This is a genomic window from Streptomyces sp. NPDC005438 (assembly GCF_040606315.1).
Classification (GTDB): domain Bacteria; phylum Actinomycetota; class Actinomycetes; order Streptomycetales; family Streptomycetaceae; genus Streptomyces.
Genome location: NZ_JBEXEP010000004.1, coordinates 393,187 through 414,535, shown reverse-complemented (window position 1 = coordinate 414,535; position 21,349 = coordinate 393,187). Strand labels below are relative to the sequence as shown.

Below are 21,349 nucleotides of genomic sequence, written 5' to 3'. Positions count from 1 at the left end.
CCCCTGGTGGCCGTGACAACGGGCACCGCCTCACCGCCGGGGAACCGTGACAACGGGTGCCCCCTCGCCGCCGGCAAGGGGGGTACGGGCCGTACACCTTCGGTGGTCGTGCAGGGGGGCGCCGCCTCGCCCCCGGTGGCCGTGACGTGGGGCGCCCGCCTCGCAGTTGGTGGAGGGGTACGGGGCGGCTCCCGTCGCCGGAGGTGGGCCGTACGTCCCGGGATTCCGTGACGTCGGGCACCGCCCCGGGGGGCACGGGCCCGGCTCCTGCCGGGGTGGGCCGTACGGGGGAAGCGGGTCGATCGCTTCCGGGGCCTCTGACCTCGGGGGACGCCCGGTACCGGGGAGAGGGAGCATGGGTGGGGCGGCTTTCCCGGATGCCTGACTTGTGGTGATATGTGACGCTGGTCACGGCCCACCGTCACCGCTTCAAGGGGCACACCCGTGGGGAACCCACAGCAGCAACGCCTCCACCACCCTGCGCTCAGCGCCCTGTTGACGCTGCTCGCGGTGCTCACCGTACTGGCCCTCGCCGCCCCGGCCGCCTCCGCCGACTCCCCGGAACCGGACCCGGCGACCCCCACCGACGGCGCGACCGCCCCCGAGGACCTCCCTGGAGACACCCCCGGCGAGGGTGACGAGGAGGACGACGGCACCGCGCCCACTCCCCCCTGGTCGCCGGAGGCGGGGATCCCTCCCGCGAGCGGCCACCCCCGGTCGCCCTCCTCCCCCGCCCCGTCCAGCCAGGCCCCGTACCAGGGGCACACCGCCCCGGACGGCACCCCCTCCCCCGGCGGTACTCCCTCGACGACCCCCGAGAGGGGTGACCGGGAGGCCCAGGCCACACCGGGCCAGCGGACCCCGGTACCCCCGCACACCCGGCCGACCCTGCGGGCAACGGTCAGCGACCAGCGGGGACCGGAGCGGGCCCACCCCCGCGCGACGACACCGACCGACACCGGGTCGACGGCCCCCGCCCAGGACATGGGCAACGCGGCCGACAGCCGGGACTCCTCGGACGCGGTCTTCCCCCTCGGGGCCGGGCTGACGTCCATCGGGGTCGGGCTCGCCTTCGTGGCGATACGGCTCCGCCAGGGCCAGGAGGAACGGGAGTGGCGGGACTGAGCGGGAGGCCCCCAACCCCATATCCATCCGGCCCACCCGACGACGCCTGATCCGTCGGCCGGTACGCCTCTGACCCAGCCCCCACCCACGGAGGGCCGCGAGGCCGGACACCGGCACGGGGCCGGGGCGCGCCGAGCCGCTGACGGACCGGCCCCCACCAGCCGTACCGCGGGCCCTCGGCCGCCCGACGGACGACCTGCCCGGGTGTGCAGAATGGGGGTATGACACAGCCGAGCAACGAACAGTCTGCGGAGAACGCGCACGTCCTGGTCGTGGGCCCCGACGGGATGGCCCTCGGCAGCTCCGGCACCGGCAAGGACGGGGAGGGCGACGAGAGGACCGAGCTTCCGGTGACGGACATGGTCGAGCAGCCCGCCAAGGTGATGCGTATCGGCAGCATGATCAAGCAGCTGCTGGAGGAGGTGAAGGCCGCCCCGCTGGACGAGGCGAGCCGGGCCCGCCTCAAGGAGATCCACCACAGCTCGGTGAAGGAGTTGGAGGAGGGGCTGGCCCCCGAACTGGTCCAGGAGCTGGAGCGGCTGTCGCTGCCCTTCACCGAGGACAAGGTCCCCACCGACGCCGAACTGCGTATCGCCCAGGCCCAGTTGGTGGGCTGGCTGGAGGGCCTCTTCCACGGCATCCAGACCGCGCTGTTCGCCCAGCAGATGGCGGCCCGGGCCCAGTTGGAGCAGATGCGCCGGGCGCTGCCCCCGGGGGTGCTGCCCGAGGAGGGCGAGTCCGGCGGCACCCCCAACCCGCGTTCCGGCGGACCGTACCTCTGACCGGGGGCCGGTCACCGGCCGGACCGCCCGCCGGAAGACGCTCACCGGAGACGACCTGACACGTCACGAGGGAGGGCGCCCGACCCCCGTGTGGGGTGGGCGCCCTCCCTCGTGGTGCGCTCGGGTCCGGCCCGCTCGGCGGGCCGGCCGGGTCACTTGGGCTTGCCGGTGGACACCGTGAGGGTGATCTTGTCCTTCTCCGGGTCCAGCGCGTCACCCTCCTTGGGGGTCTGCTCCAGGACGGCGTTCTTGCCCCACTCGTTCTCGTCCTCGTACGAGATGTTGGTGTCCAACTGCCAACCGGCCTTGCGGATGCACTCCTTCACCGAGGAAAGGTTCTTGGTGTAGAAGTCCGGCATCGACTTCTTCTTCTTGTCGGTGTAGTGGCGGTAGGCGTCGGTGCACTTCTCGGCGCTGATGGTGCGGCTCTTGTCCTCCGGCTTGAAGGACTCCTGGGGCTCCTCGACCGTCTGCTGCGACGGCGAGTTCTCCGGCTTGCTCTCCGGCTTCTTGTCGTCACCGCCGCTGAGGGTCATGGCGACGATCACCGCGGTGACCGCCACTATCGCCACCACCGCCACGGCCACCAGGACCGCGGTGTTGTTCTTGCCACCGCCGCTCCCACCGGAACCACCGGTGACCTGCGGGCCGTAGGTCGGCGGCGGGGTCTGGGAACCCATGCCGTACGGAGCGGGGGTGGCGTACGGGGCCGGGGTCGCCGGGCCGTAACCCCCGCTGTTGTACTGCTGGTACCCGGAGTGGGCGGGCGGCGGCGGGGTGCCGTGGGCGTCCACCGGAGGGAACACCGACTGCGCGACGCCCGCGCCGGCGGCCCGGGGGCCCTCGCTGATGATCAGCGGGGTGGCGCCGGAGGTCGCACCGGAACCGTTGATCCGCTGCGTCTCCTGGAACATCTCCTCGGCGCTGGCGAACCGCTCGTTGGGGTTCTTCCGCAGCGCCCGGGCGACCAGCTGGTCCACGGCCGGGGGGATGGTCTGGTTGATGGAGGAGGGGGCGACCGGCTCCTCCTGCACGTGCGCGTAGGCGATGGCCAGCGGCGAGTCCGCGTCGAAGGGCAACCGCCCGGTCAGCAGCTCGAACAGCATGATGCCGACCGAGTACAGGTCGGAGCGGGCGTCCACCCCACGTCCGAGGGCCTGCTCCGGGGAGAGGTACTGCGGGGTGCCGACCACCATGCCGGTCTGGGTCATCGAGGTCACACCGGACTGCATGGCACGGGCGATGCCGAAGTCCATCACCTTGACCACACCGCGCCGGGTCACCATCACGTTGCCCGGCTTGATGTCCCGGTGCACCAGGCCCATCTCGTGGCTGACCTCCAGGGCCGCCAGCACGTCACTGGTGATCTTGAGGGCCTTCTCGGTGGGCATCGCGCCGTACTGGGCGATGTCCTCGTCGAGCACCGAGCGCAGCGGCTTGCCCTCGACGTACTCCATGACGATGTACGGCACCATCGCGCCGTCGATCTCGTCCTCGCCGGAGTCGAAGACCGAGACGATGTTGGTGTGGGTCAGCTTGGCGACCGACTGCGCCTCGCGACGGAACCGCTCGCGGAAGGACTGCTCCCGGCCCAGCTCGGTGTGCAGGGTCTTCACCGCGACACGGCGGTCGAGCACCGAGTCGTAGGCGAGGAAGACCGAGGCCATCCCGCCCGCGCCCAGCAGGGACTGAAGTTGAAAGCGCCCGTTGCCGACCGTGCGACCCAAGTAGTGCGCTGCCTGCGCGCCCTCGTCGCTCATTAGCTCTGCTTCCCCCTCGGCGGCACTGCCCCCGTGATGTTGATGGGTGCTCGACCTACTCGCTTACCGGTGATGACGTACCGACCTCCCGGCCACCTCGGCCAAGTTTGCCCGAGGGCACCGACACGTCAAGCTTGTTGCCCGTTCCGTGACCCCACGCGGACTCCGCGCACGACGTGCGCCGGTCGGCCCTCTGACTATCTCAAGAGGTCACCCTCGACCCCCCGGTGGGGCGGTGGCGGAGGCGGTACCCCTACGACATCTTCACCCCGGCCCGTCACGGCACCGTCTCGAAGCTGTGCTGTTCCTGTCGTCATCAGACGTACCGCCCAGCGAACTTGCGAGCCGTCCCCGGCAGGTACTTGGATGGCTTGTCAGCCACGCCGTCCACCCGAACCTGTAGCCTCCCATGACGGTGCGCACGCGGGGCAGGCGCCCGCGGACGACAGCGGTCCGGCGGACGGCCCGGGACCGGCACGGGTGGGGTCGCACGGGGACGGCGGTATCGGCAGCACGGACGGCAGGACGGCGAGGACTGATGGCACAGACGCAAGCCGCCGGGGGCCCCTCGGACCCCGACGACCCGGACGGCCAGGGCCCCTCCATGTCCGACTCACCCGAGATGTGGGGCAACAACGGGCTGGTCGGAGACGGCCGTTACCGGCTGACCCGCCGCCTCGGCCGGGGCGGCATGGCCGAGGTCTTCGCCGCCGACGACGTACGGCTGGGGCGCACCGTGGCGGTGAAGCTGCTGCGCAACGACCTGGCCGAGGACCCGGTGTCCAAGGCCCGCTTCACCCGCGAGGCACAGTCGGTGGCCGGGCTCAACCACCACGCCGTGGTCGCGGTGTACGACTCCGGCGAGGAGATGGTCGCCGGCAACGTCATCCCCTACATCGTGATGGAGCTGGTCGAGGGCCACACCATCCGCGACCTGCTGCTCAACGCCGAGGCACCGCCGCCGGACCAGGCGCTGATCATCGTCTCGGGGGTGCTGGAGGCCCTGGCGTACAGCCACCACCACGGCATCGTCCACCGGGACATCAAGCCGGCCAACGTCATCATCACCAACAACGGCGCGGTGAAGGTGATGGACTTCGGCATCGCCCGCGCCCTGCACGGCGCCTCCAACACCATGACGCAGACCGGCATGGTGATGGGCACCCCGCAGTACCTCTCCCCGGAGCAGGCCCTCGGCAAGACCGTGGACACCCGTTCCGACCTGTACGCCACCGGCTGCCTGCTGTACGAACTCCTCACCGGCCGGCCGCCGTTCGTCGGCGAGACCCCGCTGTCGGTGGTGTACCAGCACGTCCAGGACGTCCCGGCGCTGCCCTCCGAGGTGTCCGACGAGGCACCGCCCGAGCTGGACGGGCTGGTGGCCCGCTCGCTGGCGAAGGACCCGGACGACCGTTTCCAGACGGCCGAGGAGATGCGGGGGCTGACCCAGTACGGCCTGCGGATGCTCCACGAACAGGGCAGCCACACCGGCGGGTTGTGGAACACCGGCCCGACCGTGCCGACCGGCGGGGGGCACACGCCCCCGATGGGCACCGACGTCAACCGCTCGGACGCCACCCAGGCCCCGATGGTGATGGGGCGCCCGGTCAACGAGGACGACGACTACCCGTACCAGGAGCCGCGCAGGAGCGGCGGACTGAAGTACGCGCTGATCGCCTTCCTGGCCGTGATCGCCATCGCCGCCGGCATCTTCTTCGCCCTCCAGAGCGGCAAGGACGACGACAACCCCAACCCCGGCCCCTCCAGTTCCTCGCCGACGAAGACCAAGGACACCGAGGAACCGGACACCTCCCCCACCCAGACCGAGGACGAGGGGGCCGTGGGCGGTGAGCCCACGTTCACCCCCAGCGACCCGCAGACCACCGAGACCGAACCGTCCGAGCCCGAGACCAGCGACACCGACCCCCCGGACGGCACCCCGTCCAACGGCGGCACCGCCAACGGGGGCACCAACGGCAACGGTGGCAACAACGGGAACGGCGGAAACGGAAACGGGGGCAACGGAGGCAACGGCGGCAACGGGAACGGGGGGAACAACGGGAACGGGGGCAACGGCGGCGACCCGGACCCCACCGGTTCCCAGAGCGGGGGCAACGAGGGGGGCGCCACCTCCAACGGCAACGAGGGCGGCGACGACGTGGGCGCCTCCGGCGGCTGACGCCCCGGCCCGCCCCGGGCCCGCCCCCACCCCTTCGAGGTCCACCCGGACCGGGCTCACCGGCCCTCCCGGGTGGGCCTCGCCGCTGTGACGGCACCCCGTACCCGGCCGTGGCCGGCGCCCGGTGTCGCCGTATCCGGCCGTACGGTGCCGCTCCGGTGGTGAGCGCGCGTCCCGGGGGCCACGTCCCGATGCGGGTGCGGCGTCGGGACGGCGCGAGGTTCCCGAGGACGCCGACGCAGGCCATGGCGGCCACGACGACCATGGCGGCCACGGCGGCGCTCGGTCGCGAAGGGTCAGCCGGGTCGTAAGCCGGCCACCGAAGCCCGCCACGAGAGGTCGCTCGGGCACCCGCGCAAAGCGCGCGGCCGTTCCAGGGCCGCCCGCGCTCCGCAGGTGTACCGCCACGGACAGGACGTGAGCCTCCACACCGCCGCACACTGGGAAGTGGGCCCCGACGTGGGCCCCGGCAACCGAACACGCGGGACTCCCGTTCCCCACCCGGCGGCCCCCTCGACGGACACCGGGTGAGTCCCCTCACCACCGGGCGGTCCCCGGGGTCGGACGGACCAAGGAGAGGCGTGACCGTGGACAGCACCGCCACAGCACCGCGAGGCACCCCGGACGGTACGGACGCGCCGCCGGAGGACGCCGTACAACTGCTCACCCCCGAGGGCGAGCGCCGCCCCCACCCCCCGTACACGGTCGACGCCGACCCCGAGCTGCTGCGCGGCCTGTACCGGGACATGGTCCTCACCCGACGGTTCGACGCCGAGGCCACCACGCTGCAACGCCAGGGCGAACTGGGCCTGTGGGCCTCGCTGCTCGGGCAGGAGGCGGCCCAGATCGGTTCCGGCCGGGCACTGCGCGAGGACGACTACGTCTTCCCCACCTACCGCGAGCACGGCGTCGCCTGGTGCCGAGGCGTCGACCCCACCAAGCTGCTGGGGATGTTCCGGGGCGTGAACCACGGCGGCTGGGACCCCGGGGAGAACAACTTCCACCTGTACACCATCGTGATCGGCTCCCAGGCCCTGCACGCCGCCGGCTACGCCATGGGCGCCGCGATGGACGCCCCCACAGGCGGCGGGCCCTCGGCGGTGATCGCCTACTTCGGCGACGGCGCCACCAGCCAGGGCGACGTGGCCGAGGCCTTCACCTTCGCCGCCGTCCACCAGGCCCCGGTGGTCTTCTTCTGCCAGAACAACCAGTGGGCCATCTCCGAGCCCACCACGTTGCAGAGCAGGGCGCCGCTGTACCGCCGCTCCAGCGGCTACGGCTTCCCCGGGATACGGGTGGACGGCAACGACGTACTGGCCTGCCTGGCCGTCACCCGCGACGCCCTACGGCGCGCCCGCGCGGGCGAGGGGCCCACCCTGGTCGAGGCGTTCACCTACCGGATGGGCGCCCACACCACCTCCGACGACCCCAGCCGATACCGGTCGGAGGAGGAGCGGGAGACCTGGCGGCGACGGGACCCCGTCCTGCGGCTGCGGCGCCACCTGGAGCGGGAGGGGCTGGCCGACGAGGACTTCTGGTCGTCGGTGGACGCCGAGAGCGAGGAACTGGCCCGCAGGGTGCGCGGGACCGTACGGGAGATGCCCGACCCCGACCCGACGGCGATCTTCGACCACGTCTACGCGGAGGACCACTCCCAGGTCGCCCGGGAACGCGCCGAGTTCGACGCCTACCAGGCCTCCTTCGCCCCGGACACCGGCAACCACGCCGAGGGCCCGCCCTGACCGGTGACTCTGACCCGCACGACCACCGGCAACCACGCCGAGGGCCCGCCCACACCGCGACCCGCACGACCAACGGCGCCCCCATCGGCGGCCAACGGCAACCCCTCGGCGACCACCGGCAACCCCTCGGCGACCCCTCGGCGACCACCGGCAACCCCTCGGCAACCGCTCGGCGGCCAACGGCGACCTCGCCCGCTGGCCGGGGCACGCGACGTGGCGCCGCGCTCCGCGACGGAGGAGGGCCCCGGGGGCGGTGACCCGGGGGGTGTGGGCCGGCTCGGCGGGGTGTTCCGGGTCACCGGGCCTCTCCCCTCTCCGGGCCCTCTTCAGCCGCGTCGGCGGCCACCCCACGCCCGTACCCCCGGGCCGGCCGAAGGGGGACCACCGGCCCGACCTGGGGCGGGTGCGGGACGCGGGCTGACGTACGGACGCCCCCGGCAGGGGGCGCGCGGACATCGGTACGCGCGTCCGTGAACCCACGTACACCGATGTGCCGTTCCGTATCGCGGACAGTCCTGCCGGACGCGCACATGTTGTATCTATGGTGAGTGCATGGCCCTGGCGACCACTTCCGGTACCGACACCCACACCACTCCGGCCAACGACACCACCGACGCCCCGGCGGCACCCCGCGCCAAGCGTCCGCCCGCCGCCGAGCGGGTCTACGCCCACGTCAAACAGGCGGTCCTCCACCGCGAGTACGAGGGCGGCACCCTGCTCACCGAGGGCGAACTGGCCGAAGCCGTCGGCGTCTCCCGCACCCCGGTGCGCGAGGCCCTGCTGCGGCTGGAGGTCGAGGGACTGATCCGGCTCTACCCCAAGAAGGGCGCCCTGGTGCTGCCGGTGTCCGCCCGGGAGATCACCGACGTGGTGGAGACCCGGCTGCTGGTGGAGCAGTACGCGGCCCGCAAGGCCGTGCCCGCCGCCCCCGCCCTGATCGAGCGGCTCAGCGAACTGCTGGAACGCCAGCGGGAACAGGCCGAGGCCGGCGACCTGGCGGCGGTCGCGGTCACCGACCGGTGCTTCCACGCCGAGATCGTCCGGGGTACCGGCAACGAGATCCTCTCCCGCCTCTACGACCAGCTGCGGGACCGGCAACTGCGGATGGGGGTGGCCGTGATGCACGCCCACCCGGACCGGATCGCCAAGACCATCGCCGAACACGCGGAGATCCTCCGGGCCCTGCGGGACGGCGACGCCGACGCGGCCGTGGAGGCCGTGGGCCGCCACGTGAGCTGGGTACGCAACCTGGCCAGCGGAGAAGTGCGGTGAGCGCCGGACCCACCCCGTCGATCCCCAGGCCCCGTACCGACGCCGACAGCGGACTCGGCGGACGTCGCGCGGTGCTGGTGTGGTCGGTCGGCGTCTCGGTCTACTTCGTCGCGATCATCTTCCGCACCAGCCTGGGCGTCGCCGGGATCGACGCCACCGAGCGGTTCCACATCAACGCCTCCGCGCTGAGCAGCTTCTCCATCCTCCAACTACTGGTGTACGCCGGGATGCAGATCCCGGTGGGACTGCTGGTCGACCGGCTGGGCACCAAGAAGGTGCTGATCACCGGCGCCGCGCTGTTCACCGCCGGGCAGCTGGCCTTCGCCCTGTCGCAGACCTACGGCACGGCCCTGGCCGCCCGCGCCCTGCTGGGCTGCGGCGACGCCATGACCTTCATCAGCGTGCTCCGGCTGGGCACCCGCTGGTTCCCCGCCCGACGGGGGCCGGTGGTGGCCCAGTTCGCCGGGCTGATCGGCATGACCGGCAACCTGGTCTCCACCCTGGTGCTCTCCCGGTCGCTGGACCGGCTGGGCTGGACGACCACCTTCCTGGGCAGCACCCTCGCCGGGGTGGTGGTCCTGGTACTGGTGCTGGCGTTCCTGCGGGACCACCCCGAGGGCCACGCGCCCGAACCGGCGCCCCGCGCCAGGCTGGGCGGACTGCGGCGGCAGATAGCCGGTGCCTGGCGCGAACCAGGTACCCGGCTGGGACTGTGGGTGCACTTCACCACCCAGTTCCCGATGATGTTCTTCCTGCTGCTGTGGGGGCTGCCCTACCTGGTCGAGGCGCAGGGCATGTCCCGCGAGGACGCCGGCGAACTGCTCACCCTGATCGTGGCCTCCAACATGGTGGTCGGGCTGGTCTTCGGCCAGGTCATCGCCCGCCACCACGCCGCGCGGGCCCCCATCGCCCTGGGTACGGTGGCCACCACCGCCGTCCTGTGGGCCGCCGCCGTCTACTGGCCGGGGCACGCCCCGGTGGGCGTACTGGCCGCGCTGTGCGTGGTGTTGGGCGCCTGCGGTCCGGCCTCCATGATCGGGTTCGACTTCTCCCGTCCGGCCAACCCGCCCTCCCTCCAGGGCACCGCCTCCGGCATCGTCAACATGGGCGGCTTCACCGCCTCCATGGCCACCCTGTTGTCCGTGGGCGTCCTGCTGGACCTCAGCGGCGACGACTACCGGGTCGCCTTCGGCAGCGTCTTCGTCCTCCAGGCACTGGGCGCCTGGCAGATCCTCCGCCTCCGGCGCCGCGCCCACCGCCGGGAACAGGAGCGGCTGGTGGCCAGCCGGGTGGAGGCGGTGCACGTACCGGCGTGAACCCCCCGGTCCACCACCCCGAGGGGCATCCCACGCCTCAGGTCACGCCGGCCGCCGGCCCTGCCCGAGGGTGCGAGCTGGCCCAACTCCCCGCCGCGCGGGGGCGGTTGGGCCAGCGGCGGGGCCGCCGACCGTACGCCGGGGCGCCAGGCACCCCGGCGGTGACGGCCCTCGGGCTCGTCGTACGGGTGGCACGGCTCGTACGGGAGAGGGTTACGGCGTCAGGGCGAGGGAGTGCAGGATGCGGTCGGCGAGGTCCTTGTCCCCCTCGACGGTGACCTGTTCCTCGACCGCCTTGGGCCGTACCCGCCCGCAGGCGAGCCGGAGGAAGGTCTCCCAGTCCGTACCGAGGGTGGCCAGCGGGCCCAGGGAGGGGCTGCCGTCGACCGTGCCCCGACCCTCCTCGTCCACCCGTACGGTGCGCAGGAACTCCACCGGCCCGCTGATGTCGAAGACCACCGCCGACCCGGCGGGCGCCCCGGCCCGGCCGGCCACCACCTTGGGCAGCCCCTCCACCAGGACGTCCCGGGCGATCAGGGCGGCGGGGGAGTCCAGGTTGCCGGGCTTGTCCAACGCCCTGCGGAGGTCCTGTTCGTGGGCCCACACGTCGAAGACCCGGAAACGCAGCTGCTGCTCCAGGGTCACCTTGCCCGCCCTGGGCCCGAGGACCGAGTGCACCTCCGCCTCCGGGGACCTGCTGTCGTTCCGCAGCTGCCGGCACCGGCGGATGATGGTGTACTCCAGCTCGCTGGTCATCTCCGGCGCGGTGTGGTGCCTACGTACGTCGACCTGTATCTCCATGTGCCGGGTGAAGTCGTCGGTCACGTGGAACAGGTCCTGGGGCAGCGAGTGGATGGGCCGGGGATCCCCCAGCAACTCGCACTCCACCCCGATCACGTGGGAGACCACATCCCGCACCGACCAGCCCGGAATCTCCGTGCGGCGGTTCCACTCCCCCTCAGTGAGCGGACCCACCAACTCCGATATGGCCTCGATGGATTGGGTCCAGGCGTCGGCATAGGGCTGAAGACTTGGATGGTCGGTCACGGGACCCCTCGACGGTACGGATCGTTCAATGGTCTGGGCATGTGCCATGCGGGTCGGATGCCCTCAAGTTACGCTGCACCAGGGCATGGTGGCAGTGGTTTGCGGTGACGATCGTAGGCCCATACAACCCTCTGGATTCCATGGACGGTGATACGGTGCGCGCCTCGCTCCTCCAGATCGACGTCAACCCGGATGAAACGGTCGAGGACCGTCGGACACGTGTGGGTGACCTCGTCGCCGCACAGAAGGACGCCGACCTCGTGGTCCTCCCCGAACTCTGGCCGGTCGGGGCCTTCGCCTACGACCTCTTCGACGAGCACGCGGAACTGCTGGAGGGCCCCACCTTCCAGGTCATGTCCGAGGCCGCGCGCCAGGCCGGCGCCTGGCTGCACGCCGGCTCGATCGTGGAGCGGGCCACCGACGGCACCCTGTTCAACACCTCGCTGGTGCTCGACCCCGAGGGCCAACTCGCCCAGAACTACCGCAAGATCCACCGGTTCGGCTTCGACAAGGGCGAGGCCACCATGATGGGCGCGGGGGTGGCCCCCGCCACGGTCACCCTGCCGGACACCCAGCTCGGCCTGGCCACCTGCTACGACCTCCGCTTCCCCGAACTGTTCCGCACCCTGGTGGACGCCGGCTCCCAGGTGCTGGTGATTCCGGCCGGCTGGCCCGCCAAGCGGGCGGAGCACTGGACCCTGCTGGCCCGCGCCCGGGCGGTGGAGAACCAGACCTTCGTCCTGGCCTGCGGTACCGCCGGCGAGCACGCGGGCGTACCCCAGGCGGGCCGCAGCGCGGTCTACGACCCCTGGGGCGAGGTGGTCGCCGCCACCGAGGACAACGAGGAGCGGGTGGTCACCGCCGAGTTCGACCTGTCCCAGGTCGCCTCGGTACGGGAGTCCTTCCCCGCCCTCAAGGACCGGGTGCTCTGACCCCGGGGCCTCGGGCCTCGGGGGATTCCCCGGGCGGGCCTGTCCGGGGGGTCCGGGGGCTGTCCGGCCGTACGGCCGGACAGCTCTCCAGGGGGCCGGCCTCGGGGAGCGCCGGCCTCGGAGGGGGTGCGGTATGGGGGTGGCGCACCGGCGGTGCCGCGCCACGAGGGTGGCCAACGGAGACCTGACTGAGGGGAGTTGACGGGCCGTCGGTGGGGCGGTGGGTTGGGCAGTGGATGGGGCGGCGGGTGGGGCAGTGGGCGGTGTGGTCCGGGTGCCTACGGGGTGAGTGCCTACGGGGTGGGCGCCTCGCCGGCCCCTGTGCCCGCAACGGAGTTGATGCGGGGCGCCTCGGAGGAGGCGGGGGGGAGTGGGGCGGGGCAGTGGGGTGGGGCTCAGTGGGGTGGGTGGGGTGGGGGCTCAGTGGGGTGCAGTGCGGTGGGGTGTCGCTTGGGTTGGGGGTGGGGGCTTGGGGCGGGTCGGGTGGGTGCTTGGTGGTGGGTTTACTGGTGGGTGGGTGAGCTGGTTGGAGGGGTGCACTCGGGGTTTGGGGGTGCGTGGGGTGGGGTCGGGTTGTCACAGGTTTTGTGGTGGATTGGGGCCTGTGGATAGGGGGTTGTGGATAACTTCGGGGATTTTTGGTGGGTGGGTGATGATGGGTGGTGCCGCGGTGATCTCCGTTCGTGCACCGTGCGGGCTCGTTGTGACCGGCTGCTTTCACCCTGCTCTGTGGAGGGGCTTTGGCTCCCTATCTTTGGGGGGTGGGGGTGGTGTCGTGGACAGCGGGTGGAGCGGAGGTCGTCCACGCCTGGGGGCCGGTTTGTGCGCACCCTCGGGCGTCTCGGAGGAGGTGGTGGAGGGTGGGCTTGGGGGGAAAGGGGGGCCGGGGAAAATCCCCCACAACCAAACCCGTTGCCCAACCAGCAGCCCACCACCTCGCCAACCCCCGGCACCCCGGCACCCCGGCAGGAGGGTCTACTCCCAGGGCGTACCGGTCAACAGTCGGTACGCCTCGACGTACTTGGCGCGGGTCTGCTCCACGACCTGCGGCGGCAACGGCGGCGGAGGCTCCTCGCTGGTGCGGTCCCAACCGGAGTCGGGCCCGGTGAGCCAGTCCCGTACGTACTGCTTGTCGAACGACGGCTGAGCCCGACCCGGCTGCCACTGGTCGGCGGGCCAGAAGCGGGAGGAGTCCGGGGTGAGGACCTCGTCGGCGATCACCAACTCCCCGCCGGCGAAACCGAACTCGAACTTGGTGTCCGCCAGGATGATCCCGCGTTCCTCGGCGATCTCCCCAGCACGGGAGTAGAGGGCCAGGGTGTGCTGCCGCAGCAGGGTGGCGGTCTCGGCGCCGACCTGGCGGGCCACCTCCTCGTAGGTGACGTTCTCGTCGTGCTCCCCGACCTCGGCCTTGGTGGCCGGGGTGAAGATCGGCGAGGGCAACCGTGAACCGTCCTCCAGCCCCTCGGGCAGGGCCAGACCGCACACGGTTCGTGTCTGCTGGTACTCGGCGAACCCGGAACCGGTGAGGTACCCCCGGGCCACACACTCCACAGGCACCATGTCGAGGGCCCGGCACACCAGGGTGCGCCCCTTCCAGTCCTCGGGGGCGCCGGCCGGTGGCTCGGTGGACAGCACGTGGTGGGGAAGCAGATCGACGAGTTGGTCGAACCACCAGAGGGAGAGCTGGGTCAGGACACGGCCCTTGTCGGGGATCTCGGTGGGGAGCACCCAGTCGTAGGCGGAGATCCGGTCGGAGGCGACCATCACCAGGTGTCCGTCACCGTTGCGGTAGAGGTCGCGCACCTTTCCGGTGTGCAGATGCACCAGTCCCGGCACCTGGGCGGGCTGGGGCTTCTCGACGAATCCAGACACGGTGTGACTCCTGACGAGGTGGTGATGTGGTGGTGGTTGCCCTCGTTGGTCATTCTTGTCCAGCCACCGGGCCCAGCCTCGCAGGGGCCACTCGCGAATGCGAACCGGGCACCAGGGCGGCCCCTGATGCCCGAACGCACGCCCTCGTGCACCCCGCTGGACGGCGACCGCACCCCCAACCCCACCCCGCCCCAGCCCCAGCCCCGGCACCGCCCGTCCCGTGGCTCGTGAGCGCACCCCGGCGCCCCCCAACATCCCCGGCGACCCCCAGGCGTGCCCGGCCCGGCGACCCCGCCGCCCCAGCCCCGACCCCAACAAGTGACCGCGGGCCCCGAAGTGCGGTGAACCCGGAACCGGCGGAGGAACACGACACGGCGCTGCCCACCACGAAGGCCGGCCCTCCCCCTACGAGCCCTACGAGTGGCCCCACCTGGAGTGATCCCCACCAGCAACGCCCCAGCACCCACACCCTCCCCACCCCGGACAGCACCCCACGCACCCCGGCGAACCGTTCCCCGACAGGCCGCCCCCGGACGGCCGGCCCACCCGACCACCGCCCCCACGTTGTCGCCGACCGGGAGGTCACCGACCGGCCAGAGGACGAGGCACCGCTCAGTGGGACGGACACCGTGCCCGTACGAACGGAGGGGCGCCGTCTCCCGCCATGTGAGCGCCCCCTCAGGTCACCCCGGCGACATGCCCGTACGAACGGAGGGGCGCCGTCTCCCCCGAGGAACGGCGCACGGACAACGGGCGGTGTCCCCACACGGTGGAACCGGGGCACGGCACGGCGTCCCGGGGCGGACGAGGGCACCAGGTCATCCGGTTCGGGTCGTCCCGGAACACCGGTGGCGCTCTGAGGCGGACGGGACACCCCAGCCTGGCCACGCGCCCGCCTGAGCCCCTGGAAGCCCCCTGGACTCCCTCGGCCCCCGTCTCTAGCGGGGGCCGATGATGTGGTCGATCAGGTTGGCGGTGACCCGCTGGACGCGGTCGTCCACATGGCCGGGGCGGTCGAGGGTGGGCGACCAGGCGAAGGTGCCGGAGGCGAAGACCAGGGCGCCGCTGGGGGCCTGGTAGAGGGAGGTCTCCTGGTGGCGGCGGGTACCCCGGACGTCCTGGTACGGGGAGTGGGCGAGGAGCAGCCGTTCGTCGTGCTCGGGGAGGCTGGTGCGGGGGAAGTAGCGGTCGGCCTCGCCGGCGACCAGCTGCGGGAGTTCGGTGCCCTCGGTGGCGTCGATGCCCTGCCAGAGCCAGTGTTCGGCCTTGCGGACGATCAGCGGATGGGGTTCGGGCACCTTGCCGGCGTACTGGATGCCGATGAGCTGTTGTTCGGGCTCGCCCTGTTCCCTCCAGAGGGCCGGGCGTCCTGGTCCGCGTCTCTTGTGGCAGGTCAGCAGCCGGTCCTGGGCGCCGGAGGGGAGGTTCTCGAGTTCGACCTGCCAGTACATGGTGTTGGCGGACAGGAAGACCAGGCTGGTACCGGCGTCGCGGGCCTTCTCCACGGCCCGCCGCATGGGGATGGACCAGTACTCGTCGTGGCCGGGGAAGATCAGCCCCCGGTAGTGGGTGGGGTCGATGCGGCCGGAGTGCAGGTCGCGGGCGTCGGCGTAGGCGAGGGGGTAGTCGTGGCGTTCGGCCCAGCGGATGAAGTCGTAGGCGTGGCCGACGTGGAGGGGCAGGCCGGCGCCGGCGTAGGGGCGGTCGAAGGAGAGGGTGAGCGCGGCGTCGGCTTCGCCGAGTAGTCGGCCCTCGTCGTCCCAGGCGTGGTAGAAGCTGGCGCCGAGGTGCCCGTCCTCGGGGAAGAGGTTGTACGCCTGCCAGGTGACGTCGGGCAACAACAGGAGCAGCGGGGCGGTGTGGGGTCCCCGGATGGTGAAGGGGACGTGGGAGCGGTAGCCGTCGGCGGTGGTGAGGACGGCGACGTGGGCTCCGGTGCTCCAGTAGTCGGGAATCTGGAGGCGCCAGGAGAGCCACCAGTGGTGGCAGGAGACGGTGCGGTCCACGGCGAGGGGGGCGGGTTGCACGATGCCGGCGAGCCGGGGACTGGTGGTGATCTTGGTGGCTCCGGCGCCGCCGTAGTGGCCGATGCGGTAGATGTCGACGCTGAAGGGCTGCGGGGGGTTGACGGTGACGCGGAAGTCGATGGACTCGCCGGGTGCGACCGAGCCGTTGGAGGCGAAGCCCTTGATCTGGCAGGTGACGTCGTCGGAGGTACGCAGTCCGTGGCCGGAGCGGATGTGGTGCGGGTCGGTGGTGCCGGGGGTGTCGACGTACCAGGGGATGACCTGGCCGTTGTCGAAGTAGTTCTCGCTGCCGCGCAGCCAGGGCACGGGCCCTTGGCCGAAGGGGTCCGCGACCCCGTGCGCCAGGGCGCCCGACTCCCATCGTCCACCCTGCCCCGCGCCCATCTGCCAGCTCCCCTCCCTCGACCGCGCTGCGGTCTTCGCGCCGTGGTGCTGGCGTCCGGTGTTCTCGCTCCGCGCGGTGTGCGTCCTTCGTCGGTTGCCCGGATGGCCGGTGGCGTTCTCGCGCCGGGGGCCATCACATCATGCGAGCGGAACCTCACCAATTGTCGCGGGCTCGTCGGGCGGCCAACGCAGGCTTTCCCCTTGGGCGTTACCCAGGTGCGCGCGATTCGATCCCCGGTGGGGCGGTCGCCCGGATTTTTTGGCCGTGTTTGAAGGTGTCCGGTTCACCCGGGTCATATGGGCTTCACTTCGACTGTGTCGGGTTCGTTTCTGCTCGTATGGGTTTACTCCAGTCGTATGGGCCGGTCGGCCCTGATGCCGTGGTGTGCCATCCAGTCGCGCAACGGGGTGGGGTCGCCGTGGTCGACCAACTCGCCCACGGGGCCGTCGGGTTGGAGGGTGTGGCCGTCGTGGCGGAGGGCGGGGCCGTCCAGCCAGTCGAGGTCGGGGCTGGCCCGCCCGCTGTCGACGGCGGCGCAGCAGACTGCGGCGGTGAGGTGATCGGCCATCAACTCCCGTCCGGTGCGCGGGGGTTGGAGTGTGCCGCCCGGGGTGGGGGGCTCGGTGCGGGCGTGTACGGCGCTGAGGCGGGCGGCGAGGGTGTCGAGCCGCTCCGGGGTGAGGTGGCGTAGGAGGCGGGCGAGGGTGGGCCCTTCGAGCCGGTCGCAGTCGGGGGCGGGGGTGCCGCCGTCGCGGGTGGGGGCGCCGCGGTGGGGGGCGCGTCCGACGGAGGCGGGTTCGGGGGTCGGCGCGGCCTCCTCGGGGGCGGGTTCGGGGAGGCCGTCGAGGGTGTGGAACAGCCGGCGGGCGTCGCGGCGCCAGTGCTGGTCGACCACCTGGAGTGGGTAGTGGTCCCAGTCCACGGGGGACCAGTGGTCGGGGGTCGGGCCGTGGCAGAGTTCGGCGGTCAGCAGGGAGACGGTCTCGTCCATCCGTGCCGGGTCGGTGAGCAGCGCGGAGGCGGCGGGGGTGTCGAGGCGGTGGGAGAAGTCGCCGGCGAGCCGGTCGCGTTGGGAGAGTTCGGCGAGGGCGTGGGCGACGCCGGTGTGGAGTTGGTGGGGCCAGCGTCCGAGGCGCCAGGCGGGTTCGGCGACCCGGGTGAGGAGGCGGTCCCAGCCGGCGTAGGCGAGTCCGACCTGTTCCTGGGCGGCGATACGGGGGCCGAGGTCGACCTCGCGGGCGTGTTCGGCGGCGCCCAGGGCGAGGAGCTGTTCCATGCGCTGGGCGTAGGGGGTGATGGGGCGCAGCAGGGCGCGGGCGCAGCGGGCGACCAGGGCGTGCCAGGGGCGGGTGGCGGTCGTACGGGGGTGGGGGGTGCTGGCGGCGTCGAGGGCGCGGACCAGGCGGCGGGCGCTGCGGATGTCGGGGTCGCTGGCGGGCGCGGTGCCGGCGACGACGGGGGCGAGCAGGGCCCGGAGTTCGGCGGGGCGCATCCACCACAGGAAGGGGGAGCCGATGACGAGGGTGTGGCGGGGGGTGGGGGCGCGGGTGAGGGGCCGGCGGGGTGGGTGCTGGTCTTCGAGCCAGCTGTCGCAGTCGGGGGTGAGGGCGAGGGTGTGGGGTGCGGGGACCTGGAGTTGGTGGGCGAGTCGTTGGATGAGGTGGTGGAGGTCGGGGGCGCTGTCGTGGGGGACCTCGACGGTGGGGATGGGGGTGGGTCGGGCGCGGGAGATGGCGAGGGCGAGGGCGGCGGTGCCGAGCAGGGTGGCGGCGGCGAGGAGGGTGAGGACGGTGAGGGGGGTGTCCCAGCTCGGGGGGAGGAGGTGTTGGGCCCGGGCGGTGTGGCCGATGACGGCGAGGGCGGTGGGGAGGAGGGCGAGGGCCAGGGCGGCGCCTCGGATGCGGAGTACGGCGCGGGCGTACGCGGGCGCGCCGGGTTCCTGTGTGTCGTGTGCGGTCATGGGCCGGTGTGTCACCCCCCGGGTCTCGTCGTCGCGGTGCGTGATGCCCCCACTGTGACACCGCGGGCCGACACCGCAATCGCGATGGGCCAGACGACGGAACTTGGCTTGCGGGGAACACTAGTTGGGGTGGGCGACGCCGTCCCGGAATCCCGGTGACCGTCACTCGATGGAATGGCTCTGGGTAGAGCTATTGCGTATCGGGGCGGGAGGAGGGTGCCCCTGGCCGCCCCGGTATGTCCGGGATCAGCCGTACGCGAGGGCTCGCCCGCTGGGCGTCCACGGGGGGACGGGCGGGGGCCTCATGGGGCGCCCATGGGGCGCGCGCTCGCCACCGGAGCGGCGCCGTACGGCCGCGTACGCCGGCGCGGGGCGCCGTGACCCGCAGGGGGGCGCCAGCGACAGCCGGGCCGAACGCGGGGGCCGTCACAGCGGCCGGTCCTCGGTCACCGACAGCGCGGTGTCGGACGGTGACGGTCCCCCCGACACATGGACGGCCAACCCGCGCCCGCCCCCCGGAAGGCACCGACCCCGGCACCGGGACCCGGGCAAGAACCGCCAGTCACCGTCGGGGTCCGACCACCGCTCGACTACCCGGACTGCCCCGAAGCCTCGTCGCGGGCCGCCGCCAGGGCGATGTCGGTGCGGTGGTGGGCGCCGTCCAGGTGGAGGCGGGAGAGGGCGCGGTAGGCGCGGTCGCGTGCCGTGCTGAGGTCGGCTCCGGTGGCGGTGACGGACAGGACCCGTCCCCCGGCGCTGACCACCCGCCCCTGCTCGTCGCGCCGGGTACCGGCGTGGAGCACCCAGGCGTGCGGGGCGTCCTCGGCGGCGACCTGGTCCAGGCCTTGCACGGGGTCGCCCGTACGGGGGGTGGCGGGGTAGTCCCGTGCGGCCAGTACCACGGTGACGGCGGCGTCGGAGGACCAGCGCAGCGGGGGCAGTTCGGCGAGGTTGCCGGTGGCGGCGGCGTGGAGGAGCCCGCCCAGGGGGGTACGCAGCCGGGCGAGGACGACCTGGGTCTCCGGGTCGCCGAAGCGGGCGTTGAACTCGATGACCCGTACGCCTCTGCTGGTGAGGGCCAGGCCGGCGTACAGCAGCCCGGAGAAGGGGGTGCCGCGTCGGCGGAGTTCGTCGACGGTGGGCTGGAGCACGGTGTGCAGGACCTCGTCGACCAGTTTGGGGTCGGCCCAGGGGAGGGGCGAGTAGGCGCCCATACCGCCGGTGTTGGGGCCCTCGTCCTGGTCGTGGGCGCGCTTGAAGTCCTGCGCGGGCTGGAGCGGGACGACCGTCTCGCCGTCGGTGACGGCGAACAGGGACACCTCCGGCCCGTCCAGGTACTCCTCGATGACCACGCGTGCGCAACTCACGGCGTGGGCGCGGGCGGCGGCCTGGTCCTCGGTGACCACCACGCCCTTGCCGGCGGCCAGCCCGTCGTCCTTGACGACGTACGGGGGGCCGAAGGCGTCGAGGGCGGAGTCGACCTGTTCCGGGGTGGAGCACACGTAGGAACGCGCGGTGGGTACCCCGGCGGCGGCCATCACGTCCTTGGCAAAGGCCTTGGAGCCCTCCAGTCGGGCGGCCTCGGCGGAGGGGCCGAAGGTGTCGACGCCGGCCGCGCGCAGGGCGTCGGCGACCCCGTTGACCAGGGGCGCCTCGGGGCCGACGACGGCCAGCCGTACGCCGAGGTCGGCGGCGAGGCGGGTGACGGCCGCCGGGTCGAGGGGGTCGACCTGGTGGAGGGTGGCCACCTCGGCGATGCCGGCGTTGCCGGGGGCGCAGTGGACGGCGGTGACGTCGGGATCGTGGGTAAGGGCGCGGCACAGGGCGTGTTCGCGGGCGCCGCCGCCGATGACGAGGACCTTCACAGTCGCTCACCCTAGAGGAGCGGTGCGGGTGGTACGTCACGCCCCGGGGCGAGGGAGGCCGGTGCCCTTCGAAGCGTGACCTCCGTTGTTCGCTTCCCCGGGGGCCGGGAGGCGGAGCCGTACGCGCCGGGCACGGCCCACCCCCGTACGCCTCGGCCATCGACAACCGCCCGACCGCCCCCGGGAGTTGTCACCCCCGCGACCCCACTCCCCCTCACAGGCCAGTCCCGCTCTCCTGCCCCCCACCGGACCCCTCCCCACGAGTCAGCCCCGAGGAGCGAGCGCACACCCACGCTCTCCCCCACAGGAGCCAGCCCTCCGGTCCTACGCGTCCCCACGACCCACAACGCCCACCACCCACGGGAGCTGGTGGCGCACCCACAACACCCCCGCCGCGCACGGAAGTTACCGTTCCCGCCCGGCCCCTCCCCCGGAAAGCCAGGGCCCCACCATCCCACCCCCTCAAGGGCCAGCCCCCGCGAGCGAGCGCACGCGCGCAGGCTCCCCCGCGAAGAGGAGGCCTCCCACCCCCCGAGGGGAGGTCGCCGTTGCTGGCTCCTGCCGGGGTCGGGTGGTCGGGGAGGGCCGCCTGTACGGCGGCGGGGTGGTCGGGCGGACGTCTGTCCGGGCCCGGCGGCTGGGCACACTTTCGGGTGTATGGCCCGAGGTCCCTTAGCTGATGAGGGGTGTTCCCTCCTCGTAACGCGCCGGAAAGTGGCGTCGCGTTGCCACGTTTGGGGGTAGGAAGGGTCTCCGCCGTGGTCCTGGTGAACCGTGGGTCCCTGTGTCGCCGGAGGTGTCACACGGGGACCGCTGTCGGGAGTCGGCTCTCCAGAGTGGTTCCTCGGAGTCGCTGTTCGGAGCCGCTCGCCGGAGTCGCTGTCCGGCCTGACCGCCGGGAGCCTCTGTCCAGAGCCAGTGTCAGGGGCTCGCTGCCAGGGGCTCGCCGCCAGGCATCACTGTGATCGCGGTGGTCACTTTTCCACGTTCAAGGAGCGACGGGTGAGTCAGCCATCTAGGCACCCCGAGGACGATCCGGCTCTCGCGGGCCGGTCTGAGCGGTCGGCCCGGAGACGGGCACC

13 protein-coding genes are annotated in these 21,349 nt (G+C 72.6%); 7 read left to right on the top strand and 6 right to left on the bottom strand.

What is annotated here, in order from left to right; all coding sequences use genetic code 11:
* Nucleotides 1-444: 444 nt before the first annotated feature.
* The gene (locus tag ABZT14_RS12080; RefSeq protein WP_356300001.1) at nt 445-1,125 is read left to right on the top strand and encodes a hypothetical protein; all 681 of its coding nucleotides are present in this window, start codon (nt 445-447) and stop codon (nt 1,123-1,125) included.
* A gap of 221 nt (nt 1,126-1,346) precedes the next feature.
* Nucleotides 1,347-1,907: a bacterial proteasome activator family protein gene (locus tag ABZT14_RS12075; protein ID WP_356299998.1), complete on the top strand. Its 561-nt coding sequence runs from the start codon at nt 1,347-1,349 to the stop codon at nt 1,905-1,907.
* Between the two features lie 152 nt (nt 1,908-2,059).
* On the opposite strand, the gene ABZT14_RS12070 is transcribed toward ABZT14_RS12075, so the two are convergent.
* Entirely contained in the window at nt 2,060-3,667 is a 1,608-nt protein-coding gene (locus ABZT14_RS12070; RefSeq protein ID WP_356299994.1) for a protein kinase, read from the bottom strand.
* A 538-nt stretch (nt 3,668-4,205) separates the two neighbouring features.
* Between ABZT14_RS12070 and ABZT14_RS12065 the strand changes: the two genes are divergently transcribed.
* From ABZT14_RS12065 to ABZT14_RS12050, 4 genes are all read left to right on the top strand, one after another.
* Nucleotides 4,206-5,846, top strand: coding sequence for a protein kinase (locus ABZT14_RS12065; protein ID WP_356299991.1), 1,641 nt, complete (start codon nt 4,206-4,208; stop codon nt 5,844-5,846).
* A 581-nt stretch (nt 5,847-6,427) separates the two neighbouring features.
* Complete coding sequence (pdhA, locus tag ABZT14_RS12060; protein ID WP_356299988.1) at nt 6,428-7,588, top strand: pyruvate dehydrogenase (acetyl-transferring) E1 component subunit alpha; 1,161 nt, start codon at nt 6,428-6,430, stop codon at nt 7,586-7,588.
* A 552-nt stretch (nt 7,589-8,140) separates the two neighbouring features.
* Nucleotides 8,141-8,860, top strand: coding sequence for a GntR family transcriptional regulator (locus ABZT14_RS12055; RefSeq protein ID WP_356299985.1), 720 nt, complete (start codon nt 8,141-8,143; stop codon nt 8,858-8,860).
* Nucleotides 8,857-10,176 carry an MFS transporter gene (locus tag ABZT14_RS12050; protein ID WP_356299982.1) on the top strand — a complete coding sequence of 440 codons (1,320 nt, stop codon included), beginning with the start codon at nt 8,857-8,859 and terminating at the stop codon, nt 10,174-10,176. Before ABZT14_RS12055 ends, ABZT14_RS12050 begins: the two co-directional genes overlap by 4 nt.
* A gap of 213 nt (nt 10,177-10,389) precedes the next feature.
* Here ABZT14_RS12050 and ABZT14_RS12045 read toward each other — a convergent pair whose 3' ends face one another.
* Nucleotides 10,390-11,223: a maleylpyruvate isomerase family mycothiol-dependent enzyme gene (locus ABZT14_RS12045; protein ID WP_356299979.1), complete on the bottom strand. Its 834-nt coding sequence runs from the start codon at nt 11,221-11,223 to the stop codon at nt 10,390-10,392.
* A gap of 155 nt (nt 11,224-11,378) precedes the next feature.
* Here ABZT14_RS12045 and ABZT14_RS12040 point away from each other — a divergent pair, with 155 nt between their 5' ends.
* Nucleotides 11,379-12,155, top strand: coding sequence for a carbon-nitrogen family hydrolase (locus tag ABZT14_RS12040; protein WP_356300193.1), 777 nt, complete (start codon nt 11,379-11,381; stop codon nt 12,153-12,155).
* Nucleotides 12,156-13,130: 975 nt separating this feature from the next.
* On the opposite strand, the gene ABZT14_RS12035 is transcribed toward ABZT14_RS12040, so the two are convergent.
* From ABZT14_RS12035 to purD, 4 genes are all read right to left on the bottom strand, one after another.
* Nucleotides 13,131-14,030 carry a phosphoribosylaminoimidazolesuccinocarboxamide synthase gene (locus ABZT14_RS12035; RefSeq protein WP_356299976.1) on the bottom strand — a complete coding sequence of 300 codons (900 nt, stop codon included), beginning with the start codon at nt 14,028-14,030 and terminating at the stop codon, nt 13,131-13,133.
* A gap of 938 nt (nt 14,031-14,968) precedes the next feature.
* Entirely contained in the window at nt 14,969-16,441 is a 1,473-nt protein-coding gene (locus ABZT14_RS12030; RefSeq protein WP_356299973.1) for a N,N-dimethylformamidase beta subunit family domain-containing protein, read from the bottom strand.
* Nucleotides 16,442-16,785: 344 nt separating this feature from the next.
* Entirely contained in the window at nt 16,786-18,402 is a 1,617-nt protein-coding gene (locus ABZT14_RS12025; protein WP_356299970.1) for a hypothetical protein, read from the bottom strand.
* Nucleotides 18,403-18,992: 590 nt separating this feature from the next.
* A complete protein-coding gene (purD, locus tag ABZT14_RS12020; RefSeq protein ID WP_356299968.1) occupies nt 18,993-20,267 on the bottom strand; it encodes a phosphoribosylamine--glycine ligase in 1,275 nt (424 codons plus the stop codon).
* Nucleotides 20,268-21,349 lie beyond the last annotated feature (1,082 nt).

Bases quoted from the DNA above. Each gene is read 5' to 3' on its own strand.
- ABZT14_RS12030 (WP_356299973.1), bottom strand. From the start codon at position 16,441: ATGGGCGCGGGGCAGGGTGGACGATGGGAGTCGGGCGCCCTGGCGCAC.
- ABZT14_RS12070 (WP_356299994.1), bottom strand. From the start codon at position 3,667: ATGAGCGACGAGGGCGCGCAGGCAGCGCACTACTTGGGTCGCACGGTC.
- ABZT14_RS12055 (WP_356299985.1), top strand. From the start codon at position 8,141: ATGGCCCTGGCGACCACTTCCGGTACCGACACCCACACCACTCCGGCC.
- ABZT14_RS12075 (WP_356299998.1), top strand. From the start codon at position 1,347: ATGACACAGCCGAGCAACGAACAGTCTGCGGAGAACGCGCACGTCCTG.
- ABZT14_RS12025 (WP_356299970.1), bottom strand. From the start codon at position 18,402: ATGACCGCACACGACACACAGGAACCCGGCGCGCCCGCGTACGCCCGC.
- ABZT14_RS12065 (WP_356299991.1), top strand. From the start codon at position 4,206: ATGGCACAGACGCAAGCCGCCGGGGGCCCCTCGGACCCCGACGACCCG.